The following is a 26532-nucleotide window of genomic DNA, read 5'->3' as shown; positions in this document are numbered from 1 at the left end:
GCCTTATTTACGTGGTATTTCAATTTTTCTTGCTTCCGTTTGACGGAACAGGACAAGCACCTTACCAATGGTTTGAACTTTTTCAGCTTTTGTTTCACGAACAATTGCTTCTATAATCAAATTCTTAGTGTCGCGATCTTCAGAAGCAACACGGATTTTAACCAGTTCGTGGTGATCTAAGGCGATCTCGATTTCTGCAAGAACGGCTTCAGTTAAGCCATTAGAGCCCATTAAAACAACGGGTTTTAAATTGTGAGCAAGACCTTTAAGGTATTGCTTCTGTTTGGTGCTAAGGTTCATAAAAGCCTTATTAAATTAGATTAAGGGTTGAAAACAGCCTATTCTAACGCCATCTAGAGATTAAGACTAATTTTTCGTAACGGTCTTCACAGTTTTGATAAAAATTAGGGTATAAATGAGTAAAAATAAACATTCAGCAAGCTCTGGACGCTGGCTGAAAGAGCACTTCGATGACAAATATGTTTTAGAAGCGCAAAAAAGAGGTTATCGTTCTCGTGCTATCTTTAAATTAGAAGAGATACAGAACAAAGATAAGCTGATTAAACCAGGGATGACGGTTGTTGACCTTGGTGCCGCCCCCGGAGGTTGGTCACAGTATGCAGCTGAAATTGTAGGTGATTCTGGGCAAGTGATTGCTTGCGATATATTATCTATGGACTCAATTGCTGGAGTGAGTTTCCTTCAAGGGGATTTCCGAGAAGAAGCTGTTCTTGATGCGCTATTGACGCGAATTCAACCAAATATGGTTGATGTCGTGATGTCTGATATGGCGCCTAACATGAGCGGCAACCAATCGGTTGACCAACCAAGAGCAATGTATCTAGTTGAATTAGCACTAGATATGTGCAGGCAAGTACTTGGTCCTGATGGCAGTTTTACTGTTAAGGTATTTCAAGGCGAAGGCTTTGATCAATATCTTCAGGACGTTAGAGACATGTTTAAGGTTGTGAAAATTAGAAAACCCGATTCTTCCAGAGCGCGCTCTAGAGAAGTATATATAGTGGCTACAGGTTATAAACTGTAGTAGTCTACCTTTATTATTATAGCTACCGCGGGGTTAACACCTTGAGTGACATGGCAAAAAATCTCATTCTATGGCTAGTAATAGCCGTTGTTCTAATGTCTGTTTTCCAGAGCTTCGGCCCTGGCGAAAATAGTGGAAAACAAACCGATTACACCACATTTGTTCGTGAAGTTGGCCAAGGTCAGATTCGAGAAGCACAGTTTAATAACCGTGAAATTACCTTTGTTAAAAATGATGGTAGCCGTAACGTAACTTACATGCCGGTTTATCAAGATCCTAAACTTCTGGATGATTTGATTAACCAAAATGTAAAAGTTGTAGGTACAGCACCAGAAGAGCAGAGCTTAATTGCCTCTATCTTTATTTCTTGGTTCCCAATGATTTTACTGATTGGTGTGTGGATTTTCTTCATGCGTCAAATGCAAGGCGGCGGTGGCAAAGGCGCCATGTCGTTTGGTAAGAGTAAAGCCCGCATGATGACCGAAGAGCAGATCAAAACCACGTTTGGTGATGTTGCTGGTTGTGATGAAGCGAAAGAGGACGTTAAAGAGCTTGTTGATTACTTACGTGATCCGAGTCGTTTCCAGAAGCTGGGTGGTAAAATTCCTACTGGTATTCTGCTTGTCGGTCCCCCTGGTACCGGTAAAACGTTACTTGCTAAGGCAATCGCTGGTGAAGCAAAAGTGCCTTTCTTTACGATTTCAGGTTCTGATTTTGTTGAGATGTTTGTGGGTGTTGGTGCTTCACGTGTACGTGATATGTTTGAACAAGCTAAAAAATCCTCACCATGTATTATCTTTATCGATGAGATCGATGCTGTAGGTCGTCAACGTGGCGCTGGTGTTGGTGGTGGGCATGATGAGCGTGAACAAACACTGAACCAAATGCTGGTGGAGATGGATGGCTTTGAAGGCAATGAAGGCGTTATCGTTATTGCGGCAACTAACCGTCCTGATGTATTAGACCCTGCACTGCTTCGACCTGGACGTTTTGACCGTCAGGTTGTGGTTGGATTACCAGATGTTCGTGGACGTGAGCAGATCTTAAAAGTTCACATGCGTAAAGTACCTTTGGCCAGTGACGTTGAACCATCAGTGATTGCTCGTGGTACCCCTGGATTTTCTGGTGCCGATCTTGCGAACTTGGTCAATGAATCCGCTCTTTTTGCCGCTCGTGGCAACAAGCGTGTTGTTTCAATGGTTGAGTTTGAGTTAGCGAAAGATAAAATCATGATGGGTGCTGAGCGCAAATCAATGGTTATGTCTGATGATCAAAAAGAGTCGACGGCTTACCATGAAGCGGGCCATGCCATTGTAGGACGTTTAGTTCCTGAGCATGATCCTATTCATAAAGTAACCATTATCCCTCGTGGTAGAGCATTGGGTGTTACCATGTTCTTACCTGAAGGTGATGAAATCAGCATTAACTTGCAGAAACTAGAGAGTAAAATCTCAGTTGCTTATGGTGGTCGTTTGGCTGAAGAGCTTATCTACGGCAGCGAAAAAGTCTCTACGGGTGCATCAAGTGATATTCAATATGCGACGGATATTGCTCGTAAGATGGTGACTCAGTGGGGCTTCTCTGACAAATTAGGTCCTTTGTTATACGCTGAAGATGAAGGTGAAGTATTCCTTGGTCGTTCTGTGACGCAAAGTAAACATATGTCAGATGCAACGGCGCAGTTAATTGATGATGAAGTTCGTGCGATTATCGAACGTAACCATGAACGCGCCCGTAAGCTTCTTGAAGATAATATGGATATCATGCACTCAATGAAAGATGCACTGATGAAGTATGAAACGATTGACTCTGGTCAAATCGATGACTTGATGGATAGAGTAGAAGATATTCGAGATCCACAAGGCTGGACGACTGATGATGCTCCTGCGGCCAAGCCTGCAAAAGAGGCTAAACCGGAAGAGACAAAAGCTGAGTCAACAGAAGAAAGTACTGAAGACAAATCAGATGACTCTCAACAAGAGAAATAATCACCTGCAGCAATAGTCGATAATAATAGTAACCCTGAGAAGCAGTTCTCAGGGTTTTTTTCATTACAGCAGCAAAGCCTATTTATGATTTTAAAAAGCAAATCAAAGAGCCTGAATCTGGAATCACCTCGCGTAATGGGGATATTGAATGTTACCCCTGATTCGTTTTCAGATGGCGGTCGATATAACCATCTTGATAGTGCGCAGCAACAAGCCTTAGCGATGATTGAAGCCGGTGTCAGTATTATTGATATCGGTGGGGAATCAACGCGGCCAGGAGCGAGTGCGGTTTCGACGGACGAAGAGTTATCTCGTGTTATTCCTATTATTGGTCGCATTCGTGAACATTCAGACATCTGGATTTCAATTGATACCAGTAAAGCTGAAGTGATGAAAGAAGCGGTGAGTGCTGGTGCTGATTTGATCAATGATGTTCGAGCACTGCAGGAGCCAAATGCTTTGAATGTTGCGGCTCAATTGCAAGTTCCTGTCTGTTTAATGCATATGCAGGGAGCACCAGCAACGATGCAGGCAAACCCAAGTTATGAGGATCTGTTTAAAGAGATCACGTTTTTTTTGAATGAACGTATAACATTGTGTGAGCAGCATGGGTTAGCCCGTGAAAATATTATTATTGATCCTGGCTTTGGTTTTGGAAAAACAATCGAACAAAATTATCAGCTACTGGCAAGGTTTGAGCACTTTCATCAGTTAGGATTTCCGCTGCTTGCAGGCATGTCTAGAAAGTCCATGATCTTCAAATTGTTAGATAAGAAACCAACAGATATCCTTGCAGGAAGTTTGGCTTGTGCAACAATAGCAGCTATGAAAGGGGCGCAAATAATTCGAGTTCATGATGTCGAAGAGACCGTGGAGATTGTTAAAATTTGCCAGATGACCCAGCAATTTCAGTTAGAAAAATAGTTAAGGAAGAGAAGATGGCAGAACGTAAATTTTTTGGAACCGATGGTATTCGTGGCAAAGTTGGACAAGCGCCGATCACGCCAGATTTTGTTTTAAAACTAGGTTGGGCTGCGGGAAAAGTCCTAGCGAAGCAAGGAACCAAAAAAGTCATCATTGGTAAAGATACCCGTATTTCTGGTTATATGCTTGAATCGGCATTAGAAGCCGGTTTAGCAGCAGCAGGGTTAAAAGCGACATTAACGGGGCCAATGCCAACCCCCGCTGTTGCCTATTTAACTCAGACCTTTAGAGCAGAAGCGGGCATTGTCATCTCAGCGTCGCACAACCCCTATTATGATAATGGTATTAAATTTTTCTCAGCAGAAGGCACTAAATTAGCGGATGACGTTGAGTTGGCAATTGAAGCTGAGATGGAAAAGCCGCTGACCTGTGTTGAGTCCTCTCTATTGGGCAAAGCAATGCGCTTAAATGATGCGGCTGGCCGTTATATTGAATTTTGTAAAAGCACCTTCCCAAAAGAGTTGAATCTTGCTGGTGTGAAAATGGTCATCGATTGTGCCAATGGTGCCACCTATCATATTGCTCCCAATGTATTCCAAGAACTGGGCGCAGAGGTCATAGCAATCGGTTGTGAACCTAATGGTACCAATATTAATGCCGAAGTAGGGGCGACGGATGTTCGTGCACTACAAGCTGAAGTCGTAAAACAAAAAGCGGATTTTGGTGTTGCGTTTGATGGGGATGGCGACCGAATAATTATGGTTGATGAGTTGGGCGAAAAAGTCGACGGCGATCAAATAGCTTATATCATTGCACGTGATGCCTTACGACGTGGTGAGTTAAAAGGTGGAGTTGTCGGGACATTGATGACCAATATGGGAATGGAAGTTGCGTTGAAAAACTTAGGCATTCCATTTGAACGCTCAGCAGTGGGCGACCGTTATGTTATGCAGAAGCTAGTGGAAAATAACTGGTTGATTGGTGCTGAAAATTCAGGTCATGTTATTTTACTTGATAAAGTAACAACGGGTGATGCTATTGTCGCTGCATTACAGGTTATCGCGTCTATCGTAGGCAGTAAAATGAGCCTGAAAGAGTTAAATGATGGTATGACCATGTTCCCTCAAGTGCTCGAAAATGTCCGATTTAGTGGCGATTCGAATCCATTAGAATCTGAAGCTGTGAAGGTGGCGACTAAAGAAGTGGAAGGGAAGCTGGGTGGAAGCGGGCGCGTATTACTCAGAAAATCAGGAACGGAGCCGTTAATTCGAGTGATGGTAGAAGGTGAAGTTGCTGAAGATGTACAGGCTTACGCGTTGCACATTGCAGAGGCTGTGAAGCAGAGTTGTTAATTAAATAAACAACATCAGAGTTAAGAGCAGCAAACTTGCTCTTGACTCTGCTCCATTCTACATTTATTTGTTCGTTTAATCGGCAATCAGTTCATTACCTGACATTTTTTTAAAATTTAGCTTGTAACCCTATATAGGTTTGGTTAGTATTCTTCGGCCTCCTTAAACGGAGGGAGTGCTAGCATTGCTGAAACAGAAGGTTAGCATAATTTCTTTATCCTATTTTTTTAGGCAACATAGGTGGCTGGAATGTACTCTGTACTACTTGTAATTTATCTTTTAGCCGCAGTTGGCGTAATTGGCTTAGTCCTAATTCAACAAGGTAAAGGCGCAGATATGGGCGCATCATTTGGTGCTGGTGCATCAAATACTGTTTTCGGTTCAGGTGGTTCTGGTAACTTCCTTACTCGTATGACAGCGTTCTGTGCAACACTATTTTTTGTTATCAGCTTAGCGCTAGGTAACCTATCTACTAAGACTGAAGAGTCTTCATGGGTAGACCCAACTCAAGGGCAAGTTATTGAACAAGCCGTTGAAGTAAATGCAGATGTACCTACATCTGAAAATAGTGATATCCCACAATAGATTTTAAATTGCGTTTTTATTAAACGTAATTATGCCGAGATGGTGAAATTGGTAGACACGCTAGCATGAGGTGCTAGTGCCTTAGGGTGTGGGGGTTCAAGTCCCCCTCTCGGCACCATATTAACAACAGTATGTGTTTTATTTTATAGAGAATTGATGCATATTGGCGTTTCGCTTGTAAAAGCAGAATGACACAATTATAATTTTGTTATTCATCGGACGCGGGGTGGAGCAGTTTGGTAGCTCGTCGGGCTCATAACCCGAAGGCCGTCGGTTCAAATCCGGCCCCCGCAACCAATCTTAATAAGAGAATATTTATATTCTAATTTCTTATTAAGAGCTACGAAAGTAGCATTCAGGGTCCAGTAACTAGAACCTCGATTTTCGGGGTTTTTTGTTATCTGAAATAGACTATTTCCGATGGGCTCTGAGCCCTTTTTTCGTTTCTAGGGGTTATGAAATATGACAGGTTTAGAAAGGCAACTAATTGAAATGCTTGAAGCTCCAGTGGAAGCTTTAGGTTATGAATTGGTCGGTTTAACGTTTGTACGTGCTGGTGAGCACTCAACGTTACGTATTTTTATTGACCATGAAAATGGCATTTTAGTTGATGACTGTGCAGAAGTGAGTCGTCAGGTGAGTGCGGTAATGGATGTTGAAGATCCAATTACAGTGGCTTACAACCTCGAGGTATCCTCTCCTGGTTTAGAACGCCCGTTATTTAAAGCAGAACACTATCAACAATTTATTGGTCATGAGGCACTTATCGTGTTGAAGATCGCGATGGGTGACCGTCGAAAATGGAAAGGTATTATTCAAAGCATTGAAAGTGAAGTTGTTACCGTTGTTGTAGATGGTAATGAAGAGACTTTTGCGTTGAGTAATATTTCAAAGGCCAACCTGGTTCCTAAATTTTAAAGGCTGAATGAGGCTTAGAATATGAATAAAGAAATCTTAGCAGTCGTTGAAGCTGTGTCTAACGAAAAGGCTCTTCCACGTGAGAAGATCTTTGAAGCACTTGAAATTGCGTTAGCGACAGCTACAAAGAAGAAATCCAACATTGAAATTGAAGTGCGTGTAGAGATCGACCGTAAAACCGGTAATTTTGAAACATTTCGTCGTTGGAGAGCTGTGGAAGTAGTTGAACAGCCAACTCTAGAAATCTCAATTGAAGCGGCTAAATACGATGATGAAACTATCGAATTAGATGGCTACATTGAAGATGACATTGAGTCTGTTACTTTCGACCGTATAACGACACAAACTGCTAAGCAAGTAATTGTTCAGAAAGTTCGTGAAGCAGAACGAGCAATGATTGTTGAGCAGTTCATGGATAACGAAGGTGATTTAATCACTGGCATCGTTAAAAAAGTGAATCGTGATGCAATAATTATTGATCTTGGTAACAATGCTGAAGCGGTTATTTTACGTGAAGATCAACTTCCACGTGAAAACTTCCGTCCAGGCGACCGTATTCGTGGTCTCCTGTATGCAGTTCGCCCTGAAGCACGTGGATTCCAACTGTTCATGACTCGCTCTAAGCCGGAAATGTTAGTTGAACTGTTTACTATCGAAGTACCTGAGATTGCAGAAGAGCTTATTGAGCTGAAAGGCGCCGCTCGTGATCCTGGATCTCGTGCCAAAATTGCAGTGAAAACCAATGATCGACGTATTGATCCTGTTGGTGCTTGTGTTGGTATGCGTGGTGCACGTGTTCAAGCTGTATCTAGTGAGCTCGGTGGAGAGCGTGTTGATATCGTACTGTGGGATGACAATCCAGCTCAGTTTGTTATTAACGCCATGTCACCGGCTGAAGTTGCTTCTATCATTGTTGATGAAGACAACAACACAATGGATATCGCTGTTGAAGCCGATAACCTAGCACAAGCAATTGGCCGTAGTGGTCAAAACGTTCGTTTGGCCTCTAACCTTACAGGTTGGGAGTTAAATGTGATGACCGTTGCTGACCTGCAGAAAAAACACCAAGAAGAAGCTCAAGGGTCTATCGACGACTTTATTAAGCATCTTGATCTTGATGAAGATTTTGCAACGATGTTGGTTGAAGAAGGATTTACTACTTTAGAAGAAATAGCCTATGTCCCAATCAATGAGTTGCTAGAAATTGACGCATTAGATGAAGATACTGTTGAAGTGCTTCGTACTCGTGCAAAAGAAGCACTTACCACATTAGCCTTAGCTAAAGAAGAGTCATTTGAAGGTGCAGAACCAGCTGAAGACTTATTAGCACTTGAAGGCCTTGAAAGAGAGCTCGCTTTCCAACTCGCTGCAATTGGTGTAATTACACTAGAAGATCTTGCAGACCAAGGGATTGATGAGCTTTCAGAAATTGACGGATTAACAGATGAACGCGCTGGTGAGCTAATCATGGCTGCACGTAACATCTGTTGGTTTAGTGACGAAGCATAATCCGGTAGGGAGAAGCTGCATGACCGATATTACTATTAAAGCACTGGGTAACGAGATCGATACCCCAGTTGAGCGTCTACTTCAGCAATTTTCTGAAGCTGGAATCACTAAAAAAGAGAGTGATTCAGTGTCTGAAACTGAAAAGCAGACTCTATTGACTCACCTGAAAAAAACGCACGGTGGCGAAGAAGACGCTCCAACTCGTTTAACATTACAGCGTAAAACGAGAAGTACGCTTAGCGTTTCAGGTACGGGTGGAAAGAGTAAGGACGTACAAGTCGAAGTAAGAAAGAAACGCACATACGTTAAGCGTAGCACTCTAGAAGAGGAGCAACGTGAAGTCGAAGAAGCGGCAGAAGACGCAGTAAAACAGCAGGCACAAGCTGAACTGGATCTTGTAGCTGCAGAGAATGCGAAACGTGAAGCTGAAGAGAAAGCCAAACGTGACGCTGAAGAGAAAGCCAAGCGCGACGTAGAAGAAAAAGCGAAGCGTGCTGCTGCAGATAAGGCAAAAAAAGAGATGAATTCAAAAAATTCGGCTGTAAATTCAGAAGCTAAAAAAGAAGCCGATGAGTTAAAACTTCGCCAAGAACAAGAAGCGACTCGTAAAGCGGAAGAAGAAGCTGCACGTGTAGTTGAAGAAGCTCGTAAGATGGCTGAAGAGAATGCAGTACGTTGGGCTGAAGAAGAGAAAAAGAAAAAAGAGTCTGAAAATGCAGACTACCATGTAACTACCTCTACACATGCCCGCGAAGCTGAAGATGCTGCCGACCGTAAAGTAGAGCAGCAGCCACGCCGTAAGAAAAAAGTACCAGGTGGTGCTGATAAAAATGCCAAAGGTCGTGGTGGTCGTAATAACCAGCGCAATCAACGTGGTGGAAGAAACTCTCACCGTGGTGGTCTAGATAAGCCAACATCAATGCAGCAAGGTTTTGATAAATCGGCTTCTGTTGCAAAATCTGATGTTGTTATTGGTGAAACCATTGTTCTTGCTGAACTGGCTAACAAAATGTCAGTAAAAGCAACAGAAGTGATTAAGACCATGATGAAGATGGGCGCAATGGCGACTATCAACCAAGTCATTGATCAAGAGACAGCACAGGTTGTTGCAGAAGAGATGGGGCATAAAGTTGTTCTTCGTAATGAGAATGAACTTGAAGACGCTCTAATGTCAGATCGTGGTGACAAAGCAGAGGCAGTTTCTCGCGCTCCTGTTGTTACTATCATGGGCCACGTTGACCATGGTAAAACGTCACTACTTGATTATATCCGTAAAGCGCATGTTGCTTCTGGTGAAGCTGGCGGTATTACGCAGCACATCGGTGCATATCACGTTGAAACTGATAACGGTATGATCACATTCCTTGATACTCCTGGACACGCAGCGTTTACTTCTATGCGTGCTCGTGGTGCTCAAGCGACAGATATCGTGGTTCTTGTTGTAGCGGCCGATGATGGTGTAATGCCACAGACGATTGAAGCGATTCAGCACGCACAAGCGGCAAATGTTCCGCTTATTGTTGCTGTGAACAAAATCGATAAAGAAGATGCAAACCCTGACAATGTGAAAACAGAGCTTGCTCAACACAACGTTATGTCAGAAGAGTGGGGCGGAGAAAATATCTTTGTTCACGTTTCTGCTAAGCAAGGTTTGAATATCGACGAACTGCTTGAAAGCATACTTCTACAATCTGAGATTCTTGAGCTTACTGCTATTAAAGATGGCATGGCGAAAGGGGTTGTTGTTGAATCTCGTCTTGATAAAGGTCGCGGTCCAGTCGCAACAGTACTGGTTCAAGAAGGTACCTTGCGTAAGGGCGATATCGTTCTTTGTGGTGTTGAGCATGGTCGTGTTCGTGCAATGCGTGATGAGAACGGTAAAGATATCGAATCTGCAGGCCCGTCAATTCCTGTAGAGGTTCTAGGCCTTTCTGGTGTACCGACTTCAGGTGATGAAGCAACGGTAGTACGTGATGAGCGTAAAGCACGTGAAGTTGCGCTGTTCCGTCAAGGTAAATTCCGTGATGTGAAACTTGCTCGTCAGCAGAAATCTAAACTAGAGAATATGTTCTCGAATATGGAAGCTGGTGAAGTAGCAGAACTTAATGTTGTTCTTAAAGCTGACGTTCAAGGTTCTGTTGAAGCAATTGCTGATTCATTAGTTAAACTTTCTACTGATGAAGTAAAAGTGAAGATTGTCGGTTCTGGTGTTGGTGCAATTTCTGAAACAGATGCTGTACTGGCTGCTGCTTCAAACGCCATCGTGCTTGGTTTCAACGTACGTGCTGATGTTCCTGCGCGTCGTATTATTGAAAACGAAAACCTAGACTTACGTTACTACTCAGTCATCTACGCATTGATCGACGAAGTTAAACAAGCGATGGGTGGTCTTCTTGCTCCTGAGTTTAAACAAGAGATCATTGGTCTTGCTCAAGTTCGTGATGTATTCAAATCACCTAAACTTGGTGCAATCGCTGGTTGTATGGTTACTGAAGGTGTTATTAAACGTAATAACCCTATTCGTGTTCTACGTGAAAACGTGGTTATCTACGAAGGTGAGCTAGAGTCACTACGTCGTTTCAAAGATGATGTTGCTGAAGTTAAAAATGGCTACGAATGTGGTATCGGTGTTAAGAACTACAACGATGTTCGTGTTGGTGATCAGATTGAAGTATTCGAAATCATTGAGATTAAACGTACTTTAGATTAATCAACAAAATCTACTTTTTGGTTGGCAGTAGCCACTATAATAAAAAGCAGACGGTTGTCGCTCTTACTCTACAGTAAGAGCCACGATGGGAGGATCGTCATTCGAGCCTCCCATTTTTTGTTTATATAGCGTATTTTCTAGAGAATGAAAAATGGCAAAAGAATTTAGTCGTACCCAACGGGTATCGCAGCAACTTCAAAAAGAAGTGGCGTTGATTTTACAGCGTGAGATAAGAGATTCTCGCATCGGCATGGTGACGATTTCAGATGTAGAAGTCTCACGTGACTTGGCTTATGCCAAAGTATTTGTGACCTTTTTCTGCATTGGCGATCAAACGCCAGAGAGCTGTTTATCAGCGCTGAAAGAGCATGAATACATGGTGCGCCAGCTATTAGGTAAGCGCATTCGTCACCGCCTTACCCCTGAAGTCATTTTTGTTTATGACAACACATTAGTTGAAGGTATGCGTATCTCGAATCTTGTGACCAATGTATTGACGGACGATGAACGTCGCCGTTCGGAGTCAGGTCGAAGCGATGATGAAGGTGAAGAGTAATGGCAAGACGTCGTAAAGGCCGTCCTATTGATGGTGTTATCTTATTAGACAAGCCAACTGGAATTAGCTCTAACGATGCGTTGCAAAAAGTAAAGCGTATCTTTTTCGCACAAAAAGCCGGTCACACTGGTGCATTAGATCCACTTGCTACTGGCATGTTGCCTATCTGTTTAGGTGAAGCCACTAAGTTCTCTCAGTTCTTATTGGATTCTGATAAGCGCTATCGTGTGGTTGCAAAATTGGGTGAGAGAACCAATACCTCAGATTCCGATGGTGAAGTGGTTGAAACCAGAGATGTGAAAGTCAACCGTGGGCAACTTGAACGCTGTATTGCCAAGTTCCGTGGTGAAACGGATCAGATTCCGTCGATGTTTTCTGCTTTAAAGTATCAAGGTCGTCCGCTGTATGAGTATGCTCGTGAAGGGATTGAGATTCCAAGAGAGTCGAGAAAAATCACGGTCTATTCCATCGAGTTGATTCGTTTTGAAGGCCATGAAGTAGAGATGGAGATTCACTGCTCGAAAGGCACCTATATCAGAACCATCACTGACGATCTTGGTGAGATGTTAGGGTGCGGTGCTCATGTGACTTACTTACGACGTATTGGGGTATCTAATTACCCAATGGAGCGTATGGTGACTTTAGAGCAGCTAGAAGCACTATTAGACCAGGCAAAAGAAGAAGAGCTTGCTCCACGTGAACTTCTTGACCCATTATTACTGCCAATGGACTCTGCGGTACAAGACTTACCCACTGTTAACTTAATTCCTGAACTTGCTGATCATGTTCAACACGGTCAACCGGTTCAAGTGTTTGGGGCGCCAACGGAAGGGGTTGTACGGATGACTATGGGCGAAGAAGCACTCTTTATCGGTATTGCTGAAATTGATAACGATGGCAGAGTTGCGCCAAAGCGCCTGGTTGTTTTTCAAAATGAGGCAACGGAAGAGTAACTAAGCGTAATATCTCTTGTGCTTTGTATAATTTCGCGTAGAATTCGCGCTTCGCGTGTTGGCTGAATCAGAGATTGGCTGGCACATTTTAATACACACTCTTATTTAGGAGAGATTTATGTCTCTGAATGCAGAAACTAAAGCAGCTATCGTTGCTGAATACGCACAATGTGAAAACGACACTGGTAGCCCAGAAGTACAAGTAGCACTACTTACTGCTTCTATCAACCACCTTCAAGGCCACTTTGCTGATCACATCCATGATCACCACAGCCGTCGTGGTCTACTACGTATGGTTTCACGCCGTCGTAAACTTCTTGATTACCTTAAAGGCAAAAGCCTTTCTCGTTACCAAGATCTAATCAAACGTCAAGGCCTACGTCGCTAAGATTGTTCTGATTAAAGAAAAGGAGCTTATGGCTCCTTTTTTTGTGCCTGACGTAAATTGAAACTTGATAAAATGTCGCTTTGACTGAATTTAGTTTATACTATGGCCAGCCAGAACCATCATTCGATGAGACTGCCTAAAAACTCAACGATTCAGCATTTTACAGTCACCGATGTCGGCCTAATGGTCGCGACTATTACAAGTGTATTTATCTACATAGCTTTCTATCAAGTGACTTATGTTATGCGTCTGCTTGTACTAGTCGCGATTGGTAAAGTTTTGAATCACATTATTTTATATTTCAAAGGAAATTTACGTGAATCCAATCGTAAAAACGTTTCAGTACGGTAACCACACCGTTACGATAGAAACAGGCGTTATTGCACGCCAAGCTACTGCTGCTGTTATGGTTAGCATGGACGACACTTCAGTATTCGTCTCTGTTGTTGGTAAAAAAGTAGCGGTAGAAGGACAAGACTTCTTCCCACTAACAGTAAACTACCAAGAGCGTACCTACGCAGCGGGTAAAATCCCTGGTGGTTTCTTCAAGCGTGAAGGTCGCCCATCTGAAGGCGAAACATTAACGGCTCGTTTGATTGACCGTCCTATTCGTCCACTATTCCCAGATTCGTTCAAGAACGAAGTACAGGTTATTGCGACTGTGGTTTCTATTAACCCAGATGTGAACCCTGATATCGTTACTATGATCGGTACGTCTGCTGCTCTATCTATCTCAGGTATTCCGTTTAACGGCCCAATTGGTGCTGCTCGTGTCGGTCTTATCAACGATGAGCTAGTACTTAACCCAAGTAACACAGAGCTGGAAGAGAGCAAGCTTGACCTAGTTGTTGCTGGTACAGATGCTGCTGTTCTTATGGTTGAATCTGAAGCTGATGTGCTTTCAGAAGAGCAGATGCTTGCTGCAGTAGTATACGGACACGATCAACAGCAGACTGTAATCAATGCGATTAAAGAGTTTGCGGCTGAAGTTGCGACTCCTGCATGGGATTGGACTGCACCAGTTGTAAACAGTGAGCTTAAAGCACGCGTTGCTGAGCTGGCTGAAGCTCGTCTTGCTGAGGCATACCAGATCACTGAGAAAATGGCTCGTTACGACCAAGTTGGCGTAATTAAAAACGAAGCTGTTGAAGCACTTCTAGCACAAGACTCTGAGCTTAATGAACGCGAAATTCGTGGCATGCTTGGCTCACTTGAGAAAAACGTTGTACGTAGCCGTATCATTGCGGGTCACCCACGTATTGATGGTCGTGAAAAAGACATGGTTCGTGGACTTGACGTTCGCACTGGTGTTCTTCCTCGTACACACGGTTCAGCTCTGTTCACACGTGGCGAAACTCAAGCAATGGTTGTTGCAACTCTTGGTACTCAACGTGATGGTCAGATCATTGACAGCATCATGGGTGAGAAAAAAGACAACTTCCTACTGCACTACAACTTCCCTCCATACTGTGTAGGTGAGACGGGTTTTGTTGGTTCTCCAAAGCGTCGTGAAATTGGTCACGGTAAACTGGCTAAGCGCGGTATGCTTGCCGTTATGCCTTCATTAGAAGATTTCCCATACACAGTACGTGTTGTATCTGAAATCACTGAATCTAATGGTTCATCTTCAATGGCTTCTGTATGTGGTACCTCTCTAGCACTTATGGATGCAGGTGTGCCAATTAAAGCTTCTGTTGCTGGTATTGCAATGGGTCTTGTTAAAGAGGGCGACGACTTTGTTGTTCTTTCTGATATTCTTGGTGACGAAGATCACCTAGGTGACATGGACTTTAAAGTTGCGGGTACTGGTGAAGGTGTTACTGCTCTGCAGATGGACATAAAGATCGAAGGTATCAACAAAGAGATCATGCAGCTTGCGCTTAACCAAGCGAAGGGTGCTCGTTTACATATCCTTGAGACGATGGACCAAGCGATCAATACTCACCGTGAAGAGATCTCTGAGTTCGCTCCACGTATTCATACGCTTAAAATCAGCACTGATAAGATTAAAGATGTTATCGGTAAAGGTGGCGCTGTTATCCGTGCTCTTACTGAAGAGACTGGAACTACCATCGAGATTGATGATGACGGTACAGTAAAAGTTGCTGCAACTGACGGCCTAGCTGCGAAAGAAGCGATTCGTCGTATCGAAGAGCTAACGGCTGAAGTTGTTGTTGGTCAAATCTACCCAGGCAAAGTAATGCGTATCGTAGATTTCGGTGCATTCGTTACCGTTCTTGGTCCTAAAGAGGGTCTAGTACATATCTCTCAAATCGCTGAAGAGCGTATTGAGAAAGTGGCTGATCACTTGAAAGTAGGTCAAGAAGTGAATACTAAAGTACTTGAAATCGACCGCCAAGGCCGTATTCGTCTAAGTATTAAAGAAGCAAATGCTGAGCTAAACGGTTCAAAAACTGAAGAGAAAAGCGAATAACAGCCTCCGGCTAACGCGTTTCAGTTAAAAGCATGATATAAAGGGAGCAGAGATGCTCCCTTTTTTTGTCTTTGTTTTATGGAGAATAATTTTGCCAAAATGGTTTCGGCTCTTATGGATCAGTTCTGCACTACTTCTAACTGCGTGTGCAACAACATCGAATAAAAATGATTGGGTCTACCCTCCAATGGCGGTTCCTTTGCAAGCGAATATTCAGCAAGAGATCCAGCTTGCTCGTATTGAACAAATTTTAGCGCGGGCTGATTTAAAAGATGAGATGCGCGCTAAACTGCTGTATGAAAGAGGCCTTATTCATGACAGTGTTGGTTTAAGGGACCTTGCCCGATTGGATTTTTCACAGTCACTGAATATCAAACCTGATCAGTCGGATGTATACAATGTTTTGGGGGTCTATTATACGCAAAATCGTGAGTTTGATTTAGCGTACGCTGCTTTTGATTCAGCCATTGAACTTGCTGATGATAATCAATATGCGCAACGTAATTTGGGCATTGCCCTCTATTATGGTCAACGCTATGAGATGGCAAAGAGTGAGTTACTTGCTCACTATAATGATGAGCCAGAGGACCCATATCGTGCAATCTGGCTCTATTTAACAGAAATGGAGATTGCTCCCGACCTTGCTAAGCAAAACTTAGCGTCGAGCTTAACTCACCGTACCGATAACTGGGGTTGGAGTTTAGTCGACATGTATCTAAATAAGATGTCAGACAAAGTGTTCTTTGAAGGGATCCTAAAAGAGAGTCGTAACAATGTACTATTGGCCGAAAGGTTAACCGAAGCGTACTTCTATTTAGGCAAGCGATACCAGTTAAAAGGCGATTACTCTAATGCGGTCTCATTGTATAAACTGGCGATGTCGAACAATGTGTATGAGTATGTAGAACACCGATATTCATTGATGGAGCTTGGTAATATCTTTACCCATATTAAACAGCAACGTGAAGATGCGTTATTGAAAGAGTCAGAAACCGTACCTCAGTCATAACGTCTTAGATAGTAGCCATTGAGAACCTGTTTTAATACAGTCTCAATGGCTTGTTGTCAGGACGTAATATCTAAACCCGCAATATTGTGCCAGTAACCATTACACTGTTTATTCTCTTGAAGGTTGTAATGATGTTCACCCTGTTCATTGCTTCTGAACTTATCCACTTCAGAGAAAGTGTCAACGCTTAAAGGACTCAGTCGCACGACATCCACGAGCTCCTTCATCATTGGAAGATCATTAATCAAGTTATAACAGGATCCAGACTGAGTCTGTATACCATTTAAGGTGAAGATCTCTTGTCCCTCCTGGCTTTTTACTTGAAGGCCGTTAGGGTAGTTAATACAGCAGGTTTCACACTCATCTTTGGCTCTGTTCTCGGCACGGGCAGTAAAGCAACGAGCGGAGACAGCGAGAGGAAGATAGCCATAACTGAACACTTCAATTTCAAACTCATTGGTTATGTTAAGCAACTCCATCTGCCGAGTAACTTTCATTAACCAATCGCGAGATAACTCAACGGGCATGCACCAGCGTGTCATCCCTTGCTTTAGGAAGAGCTGCAGAGTTTGCGCGTTATAGACGTTCACTGAGGGACCAACCACGAAGGGCAGTGACTTTTCTGATGCTAATTGAATGGCAGATACATCATTAGCTTCAATGATAAAGTCGCCATTATCAATCAACTTTTTCATTACGTTAATCTCACTCGGTGCTTCGAGTAGTGCCATGGTTGATAACACCACTTGTTTACCACTTGATGAGATATCCTTGGCAATACTTATCCACTGAGAAGCTTTGATTTCTCGACGTTTTGAGCAGACGCTTTCGCCGAGATAAATAATATCAGCAGAGCTCTCTTTTGCTTGCTGATAGAAAGATTCTACTCGTTCTTTTGACCAAAAATAGAGCAGAGGTCCTAGTGCGTATTTCATAACTTTCCCCTAATTATTGCCAATCACGATGATAAGCGCCCAGAGTGGTCTGCGACCCTTCAGACACTTTTTCTAAACGATTATCCCAACTAGCTTGTACCGAGTAGTTCTCTGGATCCGCTAGATAGTGATCAATGGCCGCTCGCCATGTAGAGGTGACCTGTTCAACGTAAGCTGGACTGCGTTGTCGTCCCTCTATTTTTACCGAAGCCACGTTTGCTGAAAACAGCTGAGGCAACATGGATAGGGTATTCAGGCTCGTAGGCTCCTCAAGTGCATGGAAACGCTTCCCTTGTACGTCAAAGCGTCCTTTACATAGGGTTGGGTAGCCCGCATTTTCACCAGGTGCATACTTATCAATCAAAATATCATTTAGCCTAGATTCCAATCCTGAGTCCGTCTCTTGCCAACGAACATACTTTGCTGGTGAGCAAGCACCAACCGTATTCGGTGATTCACCCGTCATATAGGAAGAGAGGTAGCAGCGCCCTTCAGCCATGATGCATAAGCTACCAAAGGCAAACACTTCTAGTTGAACATCAGGATTTATATTTCTGGAGAGCTGTTTCACTTGATGAATGGAAAGAACTCGAGGCAGCACCACGCGTTTGATATTAAAATTGTTTTTATAAAAGTCTATAGCAGAGACGTTGGTGGCAGAAGCTTGAACAGAGAGGTGTAGCTCTAGTTCAGGATAGCGAGTGCTCGCGTAATCCAGAACCGCAATGTCTGAAATGATTAACGCATCGACGCCAATATCTGCGGCGCGGTCAACGGCCTGGGTCCAGCGCTCAAATCCATCTGGGTGAGCAAAGGTATTCAACGCGACGTGAATTTTCTTATGATGGTCATGCACATAGTCCACCGCTTTATCTAACTTCTTGCCAGTGAAGTTAAGGCCAGCAAAGTGACGAGCATTCGTGTCATCTTTAAAACCGATATAAACGGCATCAGCACCGCAGTTAATGGCGGTCTTTAAAGCAGGTAGGTTACCTGCAGGACAAAGGAGTTCCATATGAATACCTTGGCGAACAAATTTTTTAATAGCCGATGGTAAAAAATTTCAAAGCAACATGATTTGATTTAAGGCAGGTTTATAGCGATTGTATTTAAGGTTTAGTGATTCTACTTATGACCTCTGACCTTACGACGGCTGCTATCTATAAAAATGGTTTCAATTTCTTCTTTAGGTTGAGGTTTGTAGAAATGAAATCCTTGGATGGTATCGCAGTTTAAATTGGATAGTAACGTTGCTTGTTGACGGGTCTCTACCCCTTCGGCAACGACTTGCATGGAGAGGGTCTTTCCAAGGTTGATAATGTTTTCAATGATGGCAATCTGCTTGGGTAGTGTATCGATCTCCATAATGAATTTTCTATCGATCTTAATTTCATCCAGTGGGAATCGAGCAAGGTAGGATAGCGACGAATAGCCGGTACCAAAGTCATCAATAGAGAGCGCGAACCCTAGTTTTTTAATCGCATTGAGCATCTGGATGGTATGGACACTATCACTCATTACCGCACTTTCGGTTAGCTCAAAAGTAATCAACGCAGGATCCACCCCGGTTGATGTAAGTAGCTTTGACATGTACTCAATTAAGTGGGGGCTACCAAATTGTTGCGGGGATAAGTTGATTGCAATGCGTCCTGGAATAATCCCTTGCAATGTCCAGCGGTTAACCGTAGTGAAAACCTCTCTCATCACCACTTTACCGACCTGCTCGATCATGCCAGATGACTCTGCAACCGGAATAAATTGAGCAGGGCTAATATAGCCTTCCACAGGGTGTTTCCAACGAACCAAAGCTTCTGCACCATTAATTGTGAAGTTACGAGCATTCACCTTAGGTTGGTACCACACTTCTAGGCCTTGATTTTGCAGTGCTTTTTGTAACTCAATCTCTAACCATAGCCTCATTCGAGCTTTTTTATTCATCTGGTCATCGAAATGAATCATGCGGTTTCGGCCTCGCTCTTTTGCCTCATACATGGCGGTATCCGCATTTTGCAGTAGGATTCGAGCGTCAGTACCATCACCAGGAAAGTTAACACTGCCAATTGAGCAGGCAAGGCGTTTCGAGAAGTGGTGAAGATCAAAAGGTTGATTAATCAGTTCGATGATCTGTTTAGATAGGGTTTGCGATACTTGCTCATTTTCTGGTTCCGGCGAAATGATCGCAAACTCATCGCCGCTTAAATGCCCTAATGTCGCTTCTTTAGGAAGCAGCCTGCGTAATCGGTTTGAGATGTCTTTAAGCACCTTATCGCCGACATGATGACCAAGAGAATCATTAATATTTTTAAAGTTATCAATATCGAGATAGAGCATCACAAATGGAATGTCATTCTCGATGTGATGTTCGATACGGTGGCTAAAGCCTTGACGATTATAGAGACCAGTCAGAGGATCAAGCATAACAAACTGCTCAGTATGGCTACTTGGTAGATGGTCCTCTAGGGCTTCTGAAATGAGCACAATTTTGGCGTTAGAACCAAGTACATGAGTATTTTGGGCGGTGAGTCTAATGCGCCTTTTTGCAAGGCATTTGGGGCCCGTAATGCAATAGAGTTCTTCATCTTCACTGAGTTCTCTGATGCGCATACCCAAAGGCTGGTTACTGTTTTCGTCGATCAGTAAGGTATGCAGCTCTTCCCCAATAAACTCATTGGCACTTTTAAATCCTAAAAGCTCAGCAGAGGCTGGGTTTGCGGACAGAATAATGTCATCTTCAAGCAGGAAGAGGCCATCAGTGAGCAAAGAGGTGAGTTTTAAGAATTTATTTTCAGATTCGTTCAGTGAATTGAGTAAAACCTGCTGTTCAGAAATGTCGATAGCATGAAACAGCACACCTTCAATATCACTCTCTTTACTTAATGGAGTGACGCTGAAGTGCAAGCTGGTTTCAAAATTTCGGCTTTCAATGTTTACTTCTGCCTCAATGCTTTCTCCTTTGAAAGCACGTACATAGAACTCTTTCAATACCTCGTAGTAGTTGTCACCGAGAACATCACGATCACATCGACCGATGAGTTCATCTTTACTCAGGCCACTAACCTCTGAATATCTATCATTTACTACTAAGTAATTATGCTTTTTGTCTATGACTGCAAAGAATGACGGGCTATTGTCTGTAAGAATTGAAAACCAATGCTGTAACTGCTTTGTCGGCATTTAATATATCACCATAATTTAACGCATTGATTTGGTGCGCGTAAGACTTATAGATAACTATAACAGTAAAATTTGATTATGTAACAGTTGAGCGCTTTTTGTTAAATCAAAAATGTCATTTTTTGATACAAAGCATGCAGCCCTTATGACAATTCATTATAATCAAAATCCATAAAGTTGAATAATCAATTGGTAAGAGTACAGTGATAAACAAGTTAAAAATGCAATTAGTTCACAACGCTCCTCCTTTTTTGAGATCTGCTGTCCAATTTTGCCCATCATCTCTGCAAAATAGAGCTCTATTTGAGGCATTAAAGCAGGTTTTTAAAGAAGCATTGGAAGATGGAGACTTTGAGTTTCTTGAGCATCGCTGGTTGAGAGTATCGGTACTTGACTTGAACCTACACTGGTATATCAGTTATGACAATGAGCAACTGATTGTTTCAGATATGAAGGTGATTGAAGATGTTAGTTTTAGTGGCAATCTTAACGATTTGATCTTAATCGCAGGTCGAAAAGAGGATCCTGACAGTCTCTTTTTCAAGCGTAGATTAAAAATTGAAGGCGATACGGAATTAGGTTTAGAAGTGAAGAACCTAATGGACAGTGTTGATCTTGATGCACTGCCGGTTCCGGTATTAAAAGCATTGAATCATTTAGCAACGTTTATTCAACAAGGTATACAGATGAGTGAAGAGAAAGGAACCCAACAACATGCTTTTTAGAACAGAAGCTCCCGCGGATATTTTAATTGTGGATCAGTTATTAAAAAGCACATTTCCCACTCACTCAGAAGCTGAGCTGGTCATGAGCCTAAGAGAGAATGGCAACCAAACATTAGGTGTGGTTGCTTGTACCGATGAAGGCGAAGTGATTGCCCATGCACTGTTTAGCCCCGTTCTTGTCGCTGGTGAAGACTGGGGATGGCAAGGGTTGGCACCAGTCTCGGTGAAAGAGGGATTTAGAAAACAAGGCATTGCAAAACAGCTCATTGACGAAGGGATCACGATTCTTTCTGAGCTTGGTTACCCAGTCTGCGTTGTGTTGGGCGATCCTGCTTATTATCAGCGTTTTGGCTTCGAAGCCGCGTTGAAGCATAACTTACACTGCAAGTGGCCAGATACTGAAGAGGCATTTATGGTTAAGAGTTACGCCCCTGAGTTTCTTGAGAGTAAAAGTGGTTTAGTCAGCTATTGCGCTGAATTTGATTCACTATAATTACCGTGAAAATGTTACTATTAACACCAATATATTATCGATAACAGAAGGTCAGCTCACCATGCAACGTGATTTGCAGTATTTACATGAGATGGGCATTTCTGCATGGCAGATTCGAGAACCGACTCTTTTCCCTGACTATCACGCTAATCTGATCTCTCTCCCTGAGAGCTGTAAACTGCTTTTGATTGCAGAAAAGAACCCGCAGCAACATGAGGCGTGGTTATTTGCTAAAGTCTTAGCAAGTATGAAGCTAACACCAGAACAGGCGGTTTTTCTTCCAGTAGCGGCACTTGAACTCCTGTCAGAGCATCAGCTTACCTGGTGCTGGTTTTCAGGCGTTCAAGTGACGCCGCTTACCGGAGTGCGAACGCTATCATCTATCTCTTTATCTGAAATGAGAGAGAGCAGTGACTCTCGCCGACACCTATGGCAGCAAATTTGTGCATATGAACGTTAAATTAGTAAAACTTACCGAGGCGATGCTGGATGATGTCTGGCGTATCGAGCAAGTTGCCCATACTCACCCTTGGTCAGAGTCTATGATTCGAAATCTGAACAGCCGTGGTGGGCACCATTGTGGCTTACTGCTGGATGAAACGCTGGTGGGTTACTTCTATTCACAGAATATCGTTGGCGAAGTGACGCTACTGACTATCGCAATCGATCCGCAATTTCAAGGAAAAGGGTTTGGTCGTCAATTGAGTGAGTTATTTATTACTGAGTGTGAGACGTTAAACGCGGAATCGGCATGGCTAGAGGTAAGAGAGAGTAATACAAAAGCTTTTTCGCTGTATGAGTCGATTGGTTTTAATGAAGTCACACGACGTCACAACTATTACCCCACGGCTAATGGCAAAGAAGATGCGTTAATCATGAGTTATCTATTCTTCTAAATCTTATCTTTAGATAGTGGTCAATTTTGCGTATAATTCGGCCACTTTAGCCAATTGGCTATTTTTTAAGTTGATGGAGTATTCAGATGTAAATCTAACTAATTAATGTGAATTACTAATTAGTTTTCTAATCGCTTAGAAATCATCATTTATATTAAAACGCCATTTGTAGGGCGTTTTAAGCGTTACATCTCAAGGTTATCACTATGTCATTTTTACAAGAAGTGGGTAAACGTAGAACGTTTGCCATCATTTCTCACCCCGATGCGGGTAAAACAACCATTACCGAAAAAGTGTTATTGTTCGGAAACGCGATTCAAAAAGCGGGAACGGTTAAAGGCCGCGGCTCAAATCAACACGCTAAGTCGGATTGGATGGAGATGGAGAAAGAGCGTGGAATCTCTGTAACGACTTCAGTCATGCAGTTTCCATTTAATGGTTGTCTAGTAAACCTATTGGATACCCCAGGACACGAAGATTTTTCTGAAGATACTTATCGTACTCTTACGGCGGTTGATTCTTGCTTAATGGTCATCGATGCTGCGAAAGGTGTCGAAGATCGTACTCGTAAACTGATGGAAGTCACCCGTCTGCGTGATACACCTATAGTTACTTTCATGAATAAATTGGATCGAGATGTTCGTGATCCAATGGAAGTGCTGGATGAAGTCGAGAGTGAACTTGGAATGGCTTGCGCGCCAATTTCATGGCCAATTGGTTGTGGTAAAGAGTTCAAAGGGGTTTACCATATTCATCGTGATGAAACGATCTTATATGAATCTGGCCATGGCCATGAGATTCAAGACGTTCGTACCATCAAAGGGCTGGATAATCCTGAACTCGATATTGCCGTAGGTGACGATTTAGCAGCGAGTGTTCGTGATGAGATAGAGCTTGTGATGGGAGCTTGTCCTGAGTTTGATCAAGAGCTTTTCTTAGCGGGAGAGTTGACTCCTGTCTATTTTGGAACCGCACTGGGTAACTTCGGTGTTGACCATATGCTAGACGGCTTAACTGAGTGGGCTCCTGCACCTCAAACACGTCAAGCAACAGAGCGCGCAGTTGAAGCGACCGAAGAGAAATTCTCTGGGTTTGTTTTCAAGATTCAAGCCAACATGGATCCAAAACACCGTGACCGTATCGCCTTTATGCGTATTGTCTCTGGTACATACAAACAGGGCATGAAAATGAATCATGTCCGTACCGGCAAAGGGGTCAGTATCTCAGATGCGGTGACCTTTATGGCGGGTGATCGCGCTCGAGCTGAAACGGCGTATGCGGGGGATATTATTGGTTTGCATAACCACGGAACCATCCAAATAGGTGATACCTTTACTCAAGGCGAAAACTTAAAGTTCTCTGGTATTCCAAACTTTGCCCCTGAGCTATTTCGCCGTATTCGATTACGTGATCCTCTTAAGCAGAAACAGTTGCTTAAAGGGTTGGTTCAGCTGTCTGAAGAGGGCGCTGTTCAAGTATTTAGACCATTACAAAATAATGACTTGATTGTTGGCGCGGTGGGTGTACTTCAGTTTGATGTCGTGGTCGCTCGTCTAAAATCAGAATATAACGTAGAAGCCATCTATGAAAGTGTTAACGTGGCAACTGCTCGTTGGGTTGAGTGCGAAGATGGTAAAAAATTGGATGAGTTCCAACGTAAAAATCAAACTAACTTAGCGCTTGATGGTGGGGATAACTTAACCTATATCGCACCGACCATGGTTAACCTGAGTTTGGCTTCAGATCGATTCCCTGAGGTAGCGTTTAGGGCGACTCGCGAACACTAAGGCGAGAGTATCTCTTAATCAAATCTAAAGGCTTAGAAGCACACTTCTAAGCCTTTTTTTGGTTTAATGAAAGTACCAATATCGATAGAAAAAAGCCCTTGAAGAAAATGCATCAAGGGCGAGAGTCACCAAGTGGTAGAAATCAGAATCTATAACCCAGTGTTAGTGAGAGTTGTGCAATATCTTCATTGTCGGTGACAAAAAAATCATTACGAAAATCAGCGTATAGGCCAGAGTCTAAGTGTGCTCTAACTCCAGCACCAAGGGAGAGAGTATTGTCACTGTATTTACTATTGATTGAGCAGTTACTACCACAGCTTACTCTTCCTTCCTCCTTATAACTGACTAACCCAACGGAGCCATAAGGTTTGATTGCCCATCCATTAAGTAAAAAGGCATAGCCAATATCAGAGTTGATCTTGAAGGTAGTGCCATCCATAGAGCTACTTAAATTACTGATGGAAACAGCATCTTTATTGGTTTCATAGGAGAGGTTAATGCCAAAAATCCTATTGATGTCGTAGCCATATTCAACTTTAAAACCGGAACCGTAGTCGTACCAATCATTAGTGAAGAGAGTATCTAAATAGACAGCGGTAGTGGAAAATCCAGCACCGATGCGATGCCCTTGGTAGTCATCATCAGCGAGTGCAAAAGAGAACGGCGATGATATTGAGAAGATCGAGATAACAAGAGGAAGTATGTTTTTTTTCATTTTGGGACTCAATAATAAGTAAATGCATGATAAATAATTATTTTTATTGAGCTACCTTGCAAAGACAAAGTCTATCGCTTCGTCACTAGGGTCTCCTTGACCTGTTTGAGTAGGGTAAAATGAAAGGTGTGAACCCTCTAATTAGTATTTCGACACCTGCTAATAAGTCACGCTTATGAGTTACTGTCATCGAGTAACTCTTGAATGACACCATGTAACCATTGATGCATTGGGTTCTTTCTGTGCTTTAAATGGTAGTAGCCATAAATTGAGTAAGTTAACGGTACCCCACTCAGTTCAACGTCTAACACTCTAATCTGAGGGTATAACGTTTGATTGAAAATGGAGTTGCTTGGGTAATACATATCACTTTGTTGGATCACATCTAAAATAGCCATTGGTAGTTCAGAACGAAACCCAATGTTTGCTTCCAGGCCATGGCTGGTCATTACCTCTTGTGCAAGGCTTTTCTGATTGTTCCATCCAGGAATAATTAAGGATGCAATTTCATAGGGCTCGACATCATAAACAGTAACTGTGTTTTTCTTTATAGGGTGGTTCTCTCTTACGATCACCTTAGCCAACGTATCAATGAGTTTTTTGGTTAACAACTCTTTAGGTGTATTGGTGCACTCGTAATTGACACCATAAGTTATCTTCCCCTTGGCGATATCATCTAATGTACTCTCTTTCCAATTGAGTAAATGAAGTTCTACATTAGGAGCTAAACGTCGAATTTTTGTAAAAATGGTGCCGGAAAGTGAACTCAATACTATCGGTGATAACGCAATATTGATGGTGCCAGTAAGAAGTTTTGGTTCGAATTCAATTTTAGCATTAAGCAAGTTTGATAGGTCATCAAGTATAGGAGATAAACCTTCTGCCAGATCGTCACAGTAACTAGTCGCATTTAATCCGTGACGACTTTTCACAAACAATTCATCATTGAAGTGGTGTCTTAATTTTTGTAACGCTTGGCTTATGGCGGGTTGACTAACAAAAAGGCGCTCAGAGGCTTTACGCATATTTAGTTCTTGAGATAACACTAAAAAGGTACGCAGTAGATTAAGGTCAAGACTGTAGAAGAGGTCTTTAGCCATGATAAGCCTTCTTATGATTAACATTTTTTCGTTGCTACAAATATATCACTGTCAGTTAAACATGTGACTCTATATCTGTAATTTGGTGTCCCGTCCTAAAATACGTTGACGGTTTTTAATAGAAGGTCAGAAGCTTTTCGCTCTGACCTTTTTGTGCACCTCGTTTGGTGTCTTCATTCCCAAACTTAAATGCGGTCTCATTTCATTGTATATCTGTATTGACTCATCAACGAGCAATTTTAATTCATCAAGCCCTCGGCACTTGTACAACAAAAACTCCTGTTTCAGTATGCCATTTATACGCTCTGCAAGGGCATTTTGATAGCAGTCATACCC

The 26532-nt window shown here is 42.7% G+C and carries 24 protein-coding genes, 2 tRNA genes and 1 pseudogene; 20 read left to right on the top strand and 7 right to left on the bottom strand.

What is annotated here, in order from left to right; all coding sequences use genetic code 11:
- Nucleotides 1-3: 3 nt before the first annotated feature.
- On the bottom strand, nt 4-300 hold the full coding sequence (gene yhbY / locus L4C32_RS15770; protein WP_428197847.1) for a ribosome assembly RNA-binding protein YhbY: 297 nt from the start codon (nt 298-300) through the stop codon (nt 4-6).
- A 115-nt stretch (nt 301-415) separates the two neighbouring features.
- On the opposite strand from yhbY, the gene rlmE reads away from it, so the two are divergent.
- From rlmE to nlpI, 15 genes are all read left to right on the top strand, one after another.
- Nucleotides 416-1045, top strand: coding sequence for a 23S rRNA (uridine(2552)-2'-O)-methyltransferase RlmE (gene rlmE, locus L4C32_RS15765; protein WP_428197846.1), 630 nt, complete (start codon nt 416-418; stop codon nt 1043-1045).
- A 50-nt stretch (nt 1046-1095) separates the two neighbouring features.
- Nucleotides 1096-3033 carry an ATP-dependent zinc metalloprotease FtsH gene (ftsH, locus tag L4C32_RS15760; protein ID WP_428197845.1) on the top strand — a complete coding sequence of 646 codons (1938 nt, stop codon included), beginning with the start codon at nt 1096-1098 and terminating at the stop codon, nt 3031-3033.
- A gap of 84 nt (nt 3034-3117) precedes the next feature.
- Nucleotides 3118-3957, top strand: a complete 840-nt coding sequence (folP, locus tag L4C32_RS15755; protein WP_428197844.1) for a dihydropteroate synthase — start codon at nt 3118-3120, stop codon at nt 3955-3957.
- Nucleotides 3958-3971: 14 nt separating this feature from the next.
- Nucleotides 3972-5309 carry a phosphoglucosamine mutase gene (glmM, locus tag L4C32_RS15750; RefSeq protein ID WP_428197843.1) on the top strand — a complete coding sequence of 446 codons (1338 nt, stop codon included), beginning with the start codon at nt 3972-3974 and terminating at the stop codon, nt 5307-5309.
- A 249-nt stretch (nt 5310-5558) separates the two neighbouring features.
- Nucleotides 5559-5894: a preprotein translocase subunit SecG gene (secG, locus tag L4C32_RS15745; RefSeq protein WP_428197842.1), complete on the top strand. Its 336-nt coding sequence runs from the start codon at nt 5559-5561 to the stop codon at nt 5892-5894.
- Between the two features lie 33 nt (nt 5895-5927).
- A tRNA-Leu gene (locus tag L4C32_RS15740) sits at nt 5928-6012 on the top strand.
- A 102-nt stretch (nt 6013-6114) separates the two neighbouring features.
- Nucleotides 6115-6191, top strand: a tRNA-Met gene (locus L4C32_RS15735).
- 165 nt (nt 6192-6356) lie between these two features.
- Nucleotides 6357-6812 (top strand): ribosome maturation factor RimP, encoded by a 456-nt coding sequence (gene rimP, locus L4C32_RS15730; RefSeq protein WP_428197841.1) that lies wholly within the window; start codon nt 6357-6359, stop codon nt 6810-6812.
- A 21-nt stretch (nt 6813-6833) separates the two neighbouring features.
- Complete coding sequence (nusA, locus tag L4C32_RS15725; protein ID WP_428197840.1) at nt 6834-8321, top strand: transcription termination factor NusA; 1488 nt, start codon at nt 6834-6836, stop codon at nt 8319-8321.
- 19 nt (nt 8322-8340) lie between these two features.
- Nucleotides 8341-11031: a translation initiation factor IF-2 gene (gene infB, locus L4C32_RS15720; protein ID WP_428197839.1), complete on the top strand. Its 2691-nt coding sequence runs from the start codon at nt 8341-8343 to the stop codon at nt 11029-11031.
- 151 nt (nt 11032-11182) lie between these two features.
- Nucleotides 11183-11587, top strand: coding sequence for a 30S ribosome-binding factor RbfA (gene rbfA, locus L4C32_RS15715; RefSeq protein WP_428197838.1), 405 nt, complete (start codon nt 11183-11185; stop codon nt 11585-11587).
- Nucleotides 11587-12540 carry a tRNA pseudouridine(55) synthase TruB gene (truB, locus tag L4C32_RS15710; protein ID WP_428197837.1) on the top strand — a complete coding sequence of 318 codons (954 nt, stop codon included), beginning with the start codon at nt 11587-11589 and terminating at the stop codon, nt 12538-12540. Before rbfA ends, truB begins: the two co-directional genes overlap by 1 nt.
- A gap of 118 nt (nt 12541-12658) precedes the next feature.
- Nucleotides 12659-12928 (top strand): 30S ribosomal protein S15, encoded by a 270-nt coding sequence (rpsO, locus tag L4C32_RS15705; RefSeq protein ID WP_428197836.1) that lies wholly within the window; start codon nt 12659-12661, stop codon nt 12926-12928.
- Between the two features lie 310 nt (nt 12929-13238).
- A complete protein-coding gene (gene pnp / locus L4C32_RS15700) occupies nt 13239-15362 on the top strand; it encodes a polyribonucleotide nucleotidyltransferase (protein ID WP_428197848.1) in 2124 nt (707 codons plus the stop codon).
- 91 nt (nt 15363-15453) lie between these two features.
- Nucleotides 15454-16371, top strand: a complete 918-nt coding sequence (gene nlpI / locus L4C32_RS15695; protein ID WP_428197835.1) for a lipoprotein NlpI — start codon at nt 15454-15456, stop codon at nt 16369-16371.
- A 56-nt stretch (nt 16372-16427) separates the two neighbouring features.
- Here nlpI and L4C32_RS15690 read toward each other — a convergent pair whose 3' ends face one another.
- The 3 genes from L4C32_RS15690 to L4C32_RS15680 form a co-directional block, all read right to left on the bottom strand.
- Complete coding sequence (locus L4C32_RS15690) at nt 16428-17306, bottom strand: U32 family peptidase (protein ID WP_428197834.1); 879 nt, start codon at nt 17304-17306, stop codon at nt 16428-16430.
- Nucleotides 17307-17319: 13 nt separating this feature from the next.
- The gene (gene ubiU / locus L4C32_RS15685) at nt 17320-18321 is read right to left on the bottom strand and encodes a ubiquinone anaerobic biosynthesis protein UbiU (protein ID WP_428197833.1); all 1002 of its coding nucleotides are present in this window, start codon (nt 18319-18321) and stop codon (nt 17320-17322) included.
- Between the two features lie 110 nt (nt 18322-18431).
- Nucleotides 18432-20480, bottom strand: coding sequence for a sensor domain-containing protein (locus tag L4C32_RS15680; protein ID WP_428197832.1), 2049 nt, complete (start codon nt 20478-20480; stop codon nt 18432-18434).
- A gap of 203 nt (nt 20481-20683) precedes the next feature.
- Here L4C32_RS15680 and ubiT point away from each other — a divergent pair, with 203 nt between their 5' ends.
- The 5 genes from ubiT (at nt 20684) to prfC (ending at nt 24381) form a co-directional block, all read left to right on the top strand.
- Nucleotides 20684-21205, top strand: a complete 522-nt coding sequence (gene ubiT / locus L4C32_RS15675; protein ID WP_428197831.1) for a ubiquinone anaerobic biosynthesis accessory factor UbiT — start codon at nt 20684-20686, stop codon at nt 21203-21205.
- Nucleotides 21195-21698: a GNAT family N-acetyltransferase gene (locus tag L4C32_RS15670; RefSeq protein ID WP_428197830.1), complete on the top strand. Its 504-nt coding sequence runs from the start codon at nt 21195-21197 to the stop codon at nt 21696-21698. The genes ubiT and L4C32_RS15670 overlap by 11 nt, the downstream gene beginning before the upstream one ends.
- A 61-nt stretch (nt 21699-21759) precedes the next feature.
- Nucleotides 21760-22158: a DNA polymerase III subunit psi gene (locus L4C32_RS15665; RefSeq protein WP_428197829.1), complete on the top strand. Its 399-nt coding sequence runs from the start codon at nt 21760-21762 to the stop codon at nt 22156-22158.
- Entirely contained in the window at nt 22148-22594 is a 447-nt protein-coding gene (gene rimI / locus L4C32_RS15660) for a ribosomal protein S18-alanine N-acetyltransferase (protein ID WP_428197828.1), read from the top strand. The genes L4C32_RS15665 and rimI overlap by 11 nt, the downstream gene beginning before the upstream one ends.
- A 206-nt stretch (nt 22595-22800) precedes the next feature.
- Nucleotides 22801-24381, top strand: a complete 1581-nt coding sequence (prfC, locus tag L4C32_RS15655) for a peptide chain release factor 3 (RefSeq protein WP_428197827.1) — start codon at nt 22801-22803, stop codon at nt 24379-24381.
- A gap of 142 nt (nt 24382-24523) precedes the next feature.
- On the opposite strand, the gene L4C32_RS15650 is transcribed toward prfC, so the two are convergent.
- The 3 genes and pseudogenes from L4C32_RS15650 to L4C32_RS15640 all read right to left on the bottom strand — a co-directional run.
- A complete protein-coding gene (locus tag L4C32_RS15650; RefSeq protein ID WP_428197826.1) occupies nt 24524-25096 on the bottom strand; it encodes a porin family protein in 573 nt (190 codons plus the stop codon).
- 173 nt (nt 25097-25269) lie between these two features.
- The gene (locus L4C32_RS15645; RefSeq protein ID WP_428197825.1) at nt 25270-26196 is read right to left on the bottom strand and encodes a LysR family transcriptional regulator; all 927 of its coding nucleotides are present in this window, start codon (nt 26194-26196) and stop codon (nt 25270-25272) included.
- A 115-nt stretch (nt 26197-26311) separates the two neighbouring features.
- Nucleotides 26312-26532, bottom strand: a pseudogene (locus L4C32_RS15640) (integrase core domain-containing protein); the annotation flags it as partial.

It is taken from the genome of Aliivibrio kagoshimensis (assembly GCF_050337105.1).
Classification (GTDB): Bacteria; Pseudomonadota; Gammaproteobacteria; order Enterobacterales; family Vibrionaceae; genus Aliivibrio_A; species Aliivibrio_A kagoshimensis.
Note: the sequence above shows the minus strand (reverse complement) of the source record. Positions and strands in the feature narration are given on the sequence as shown.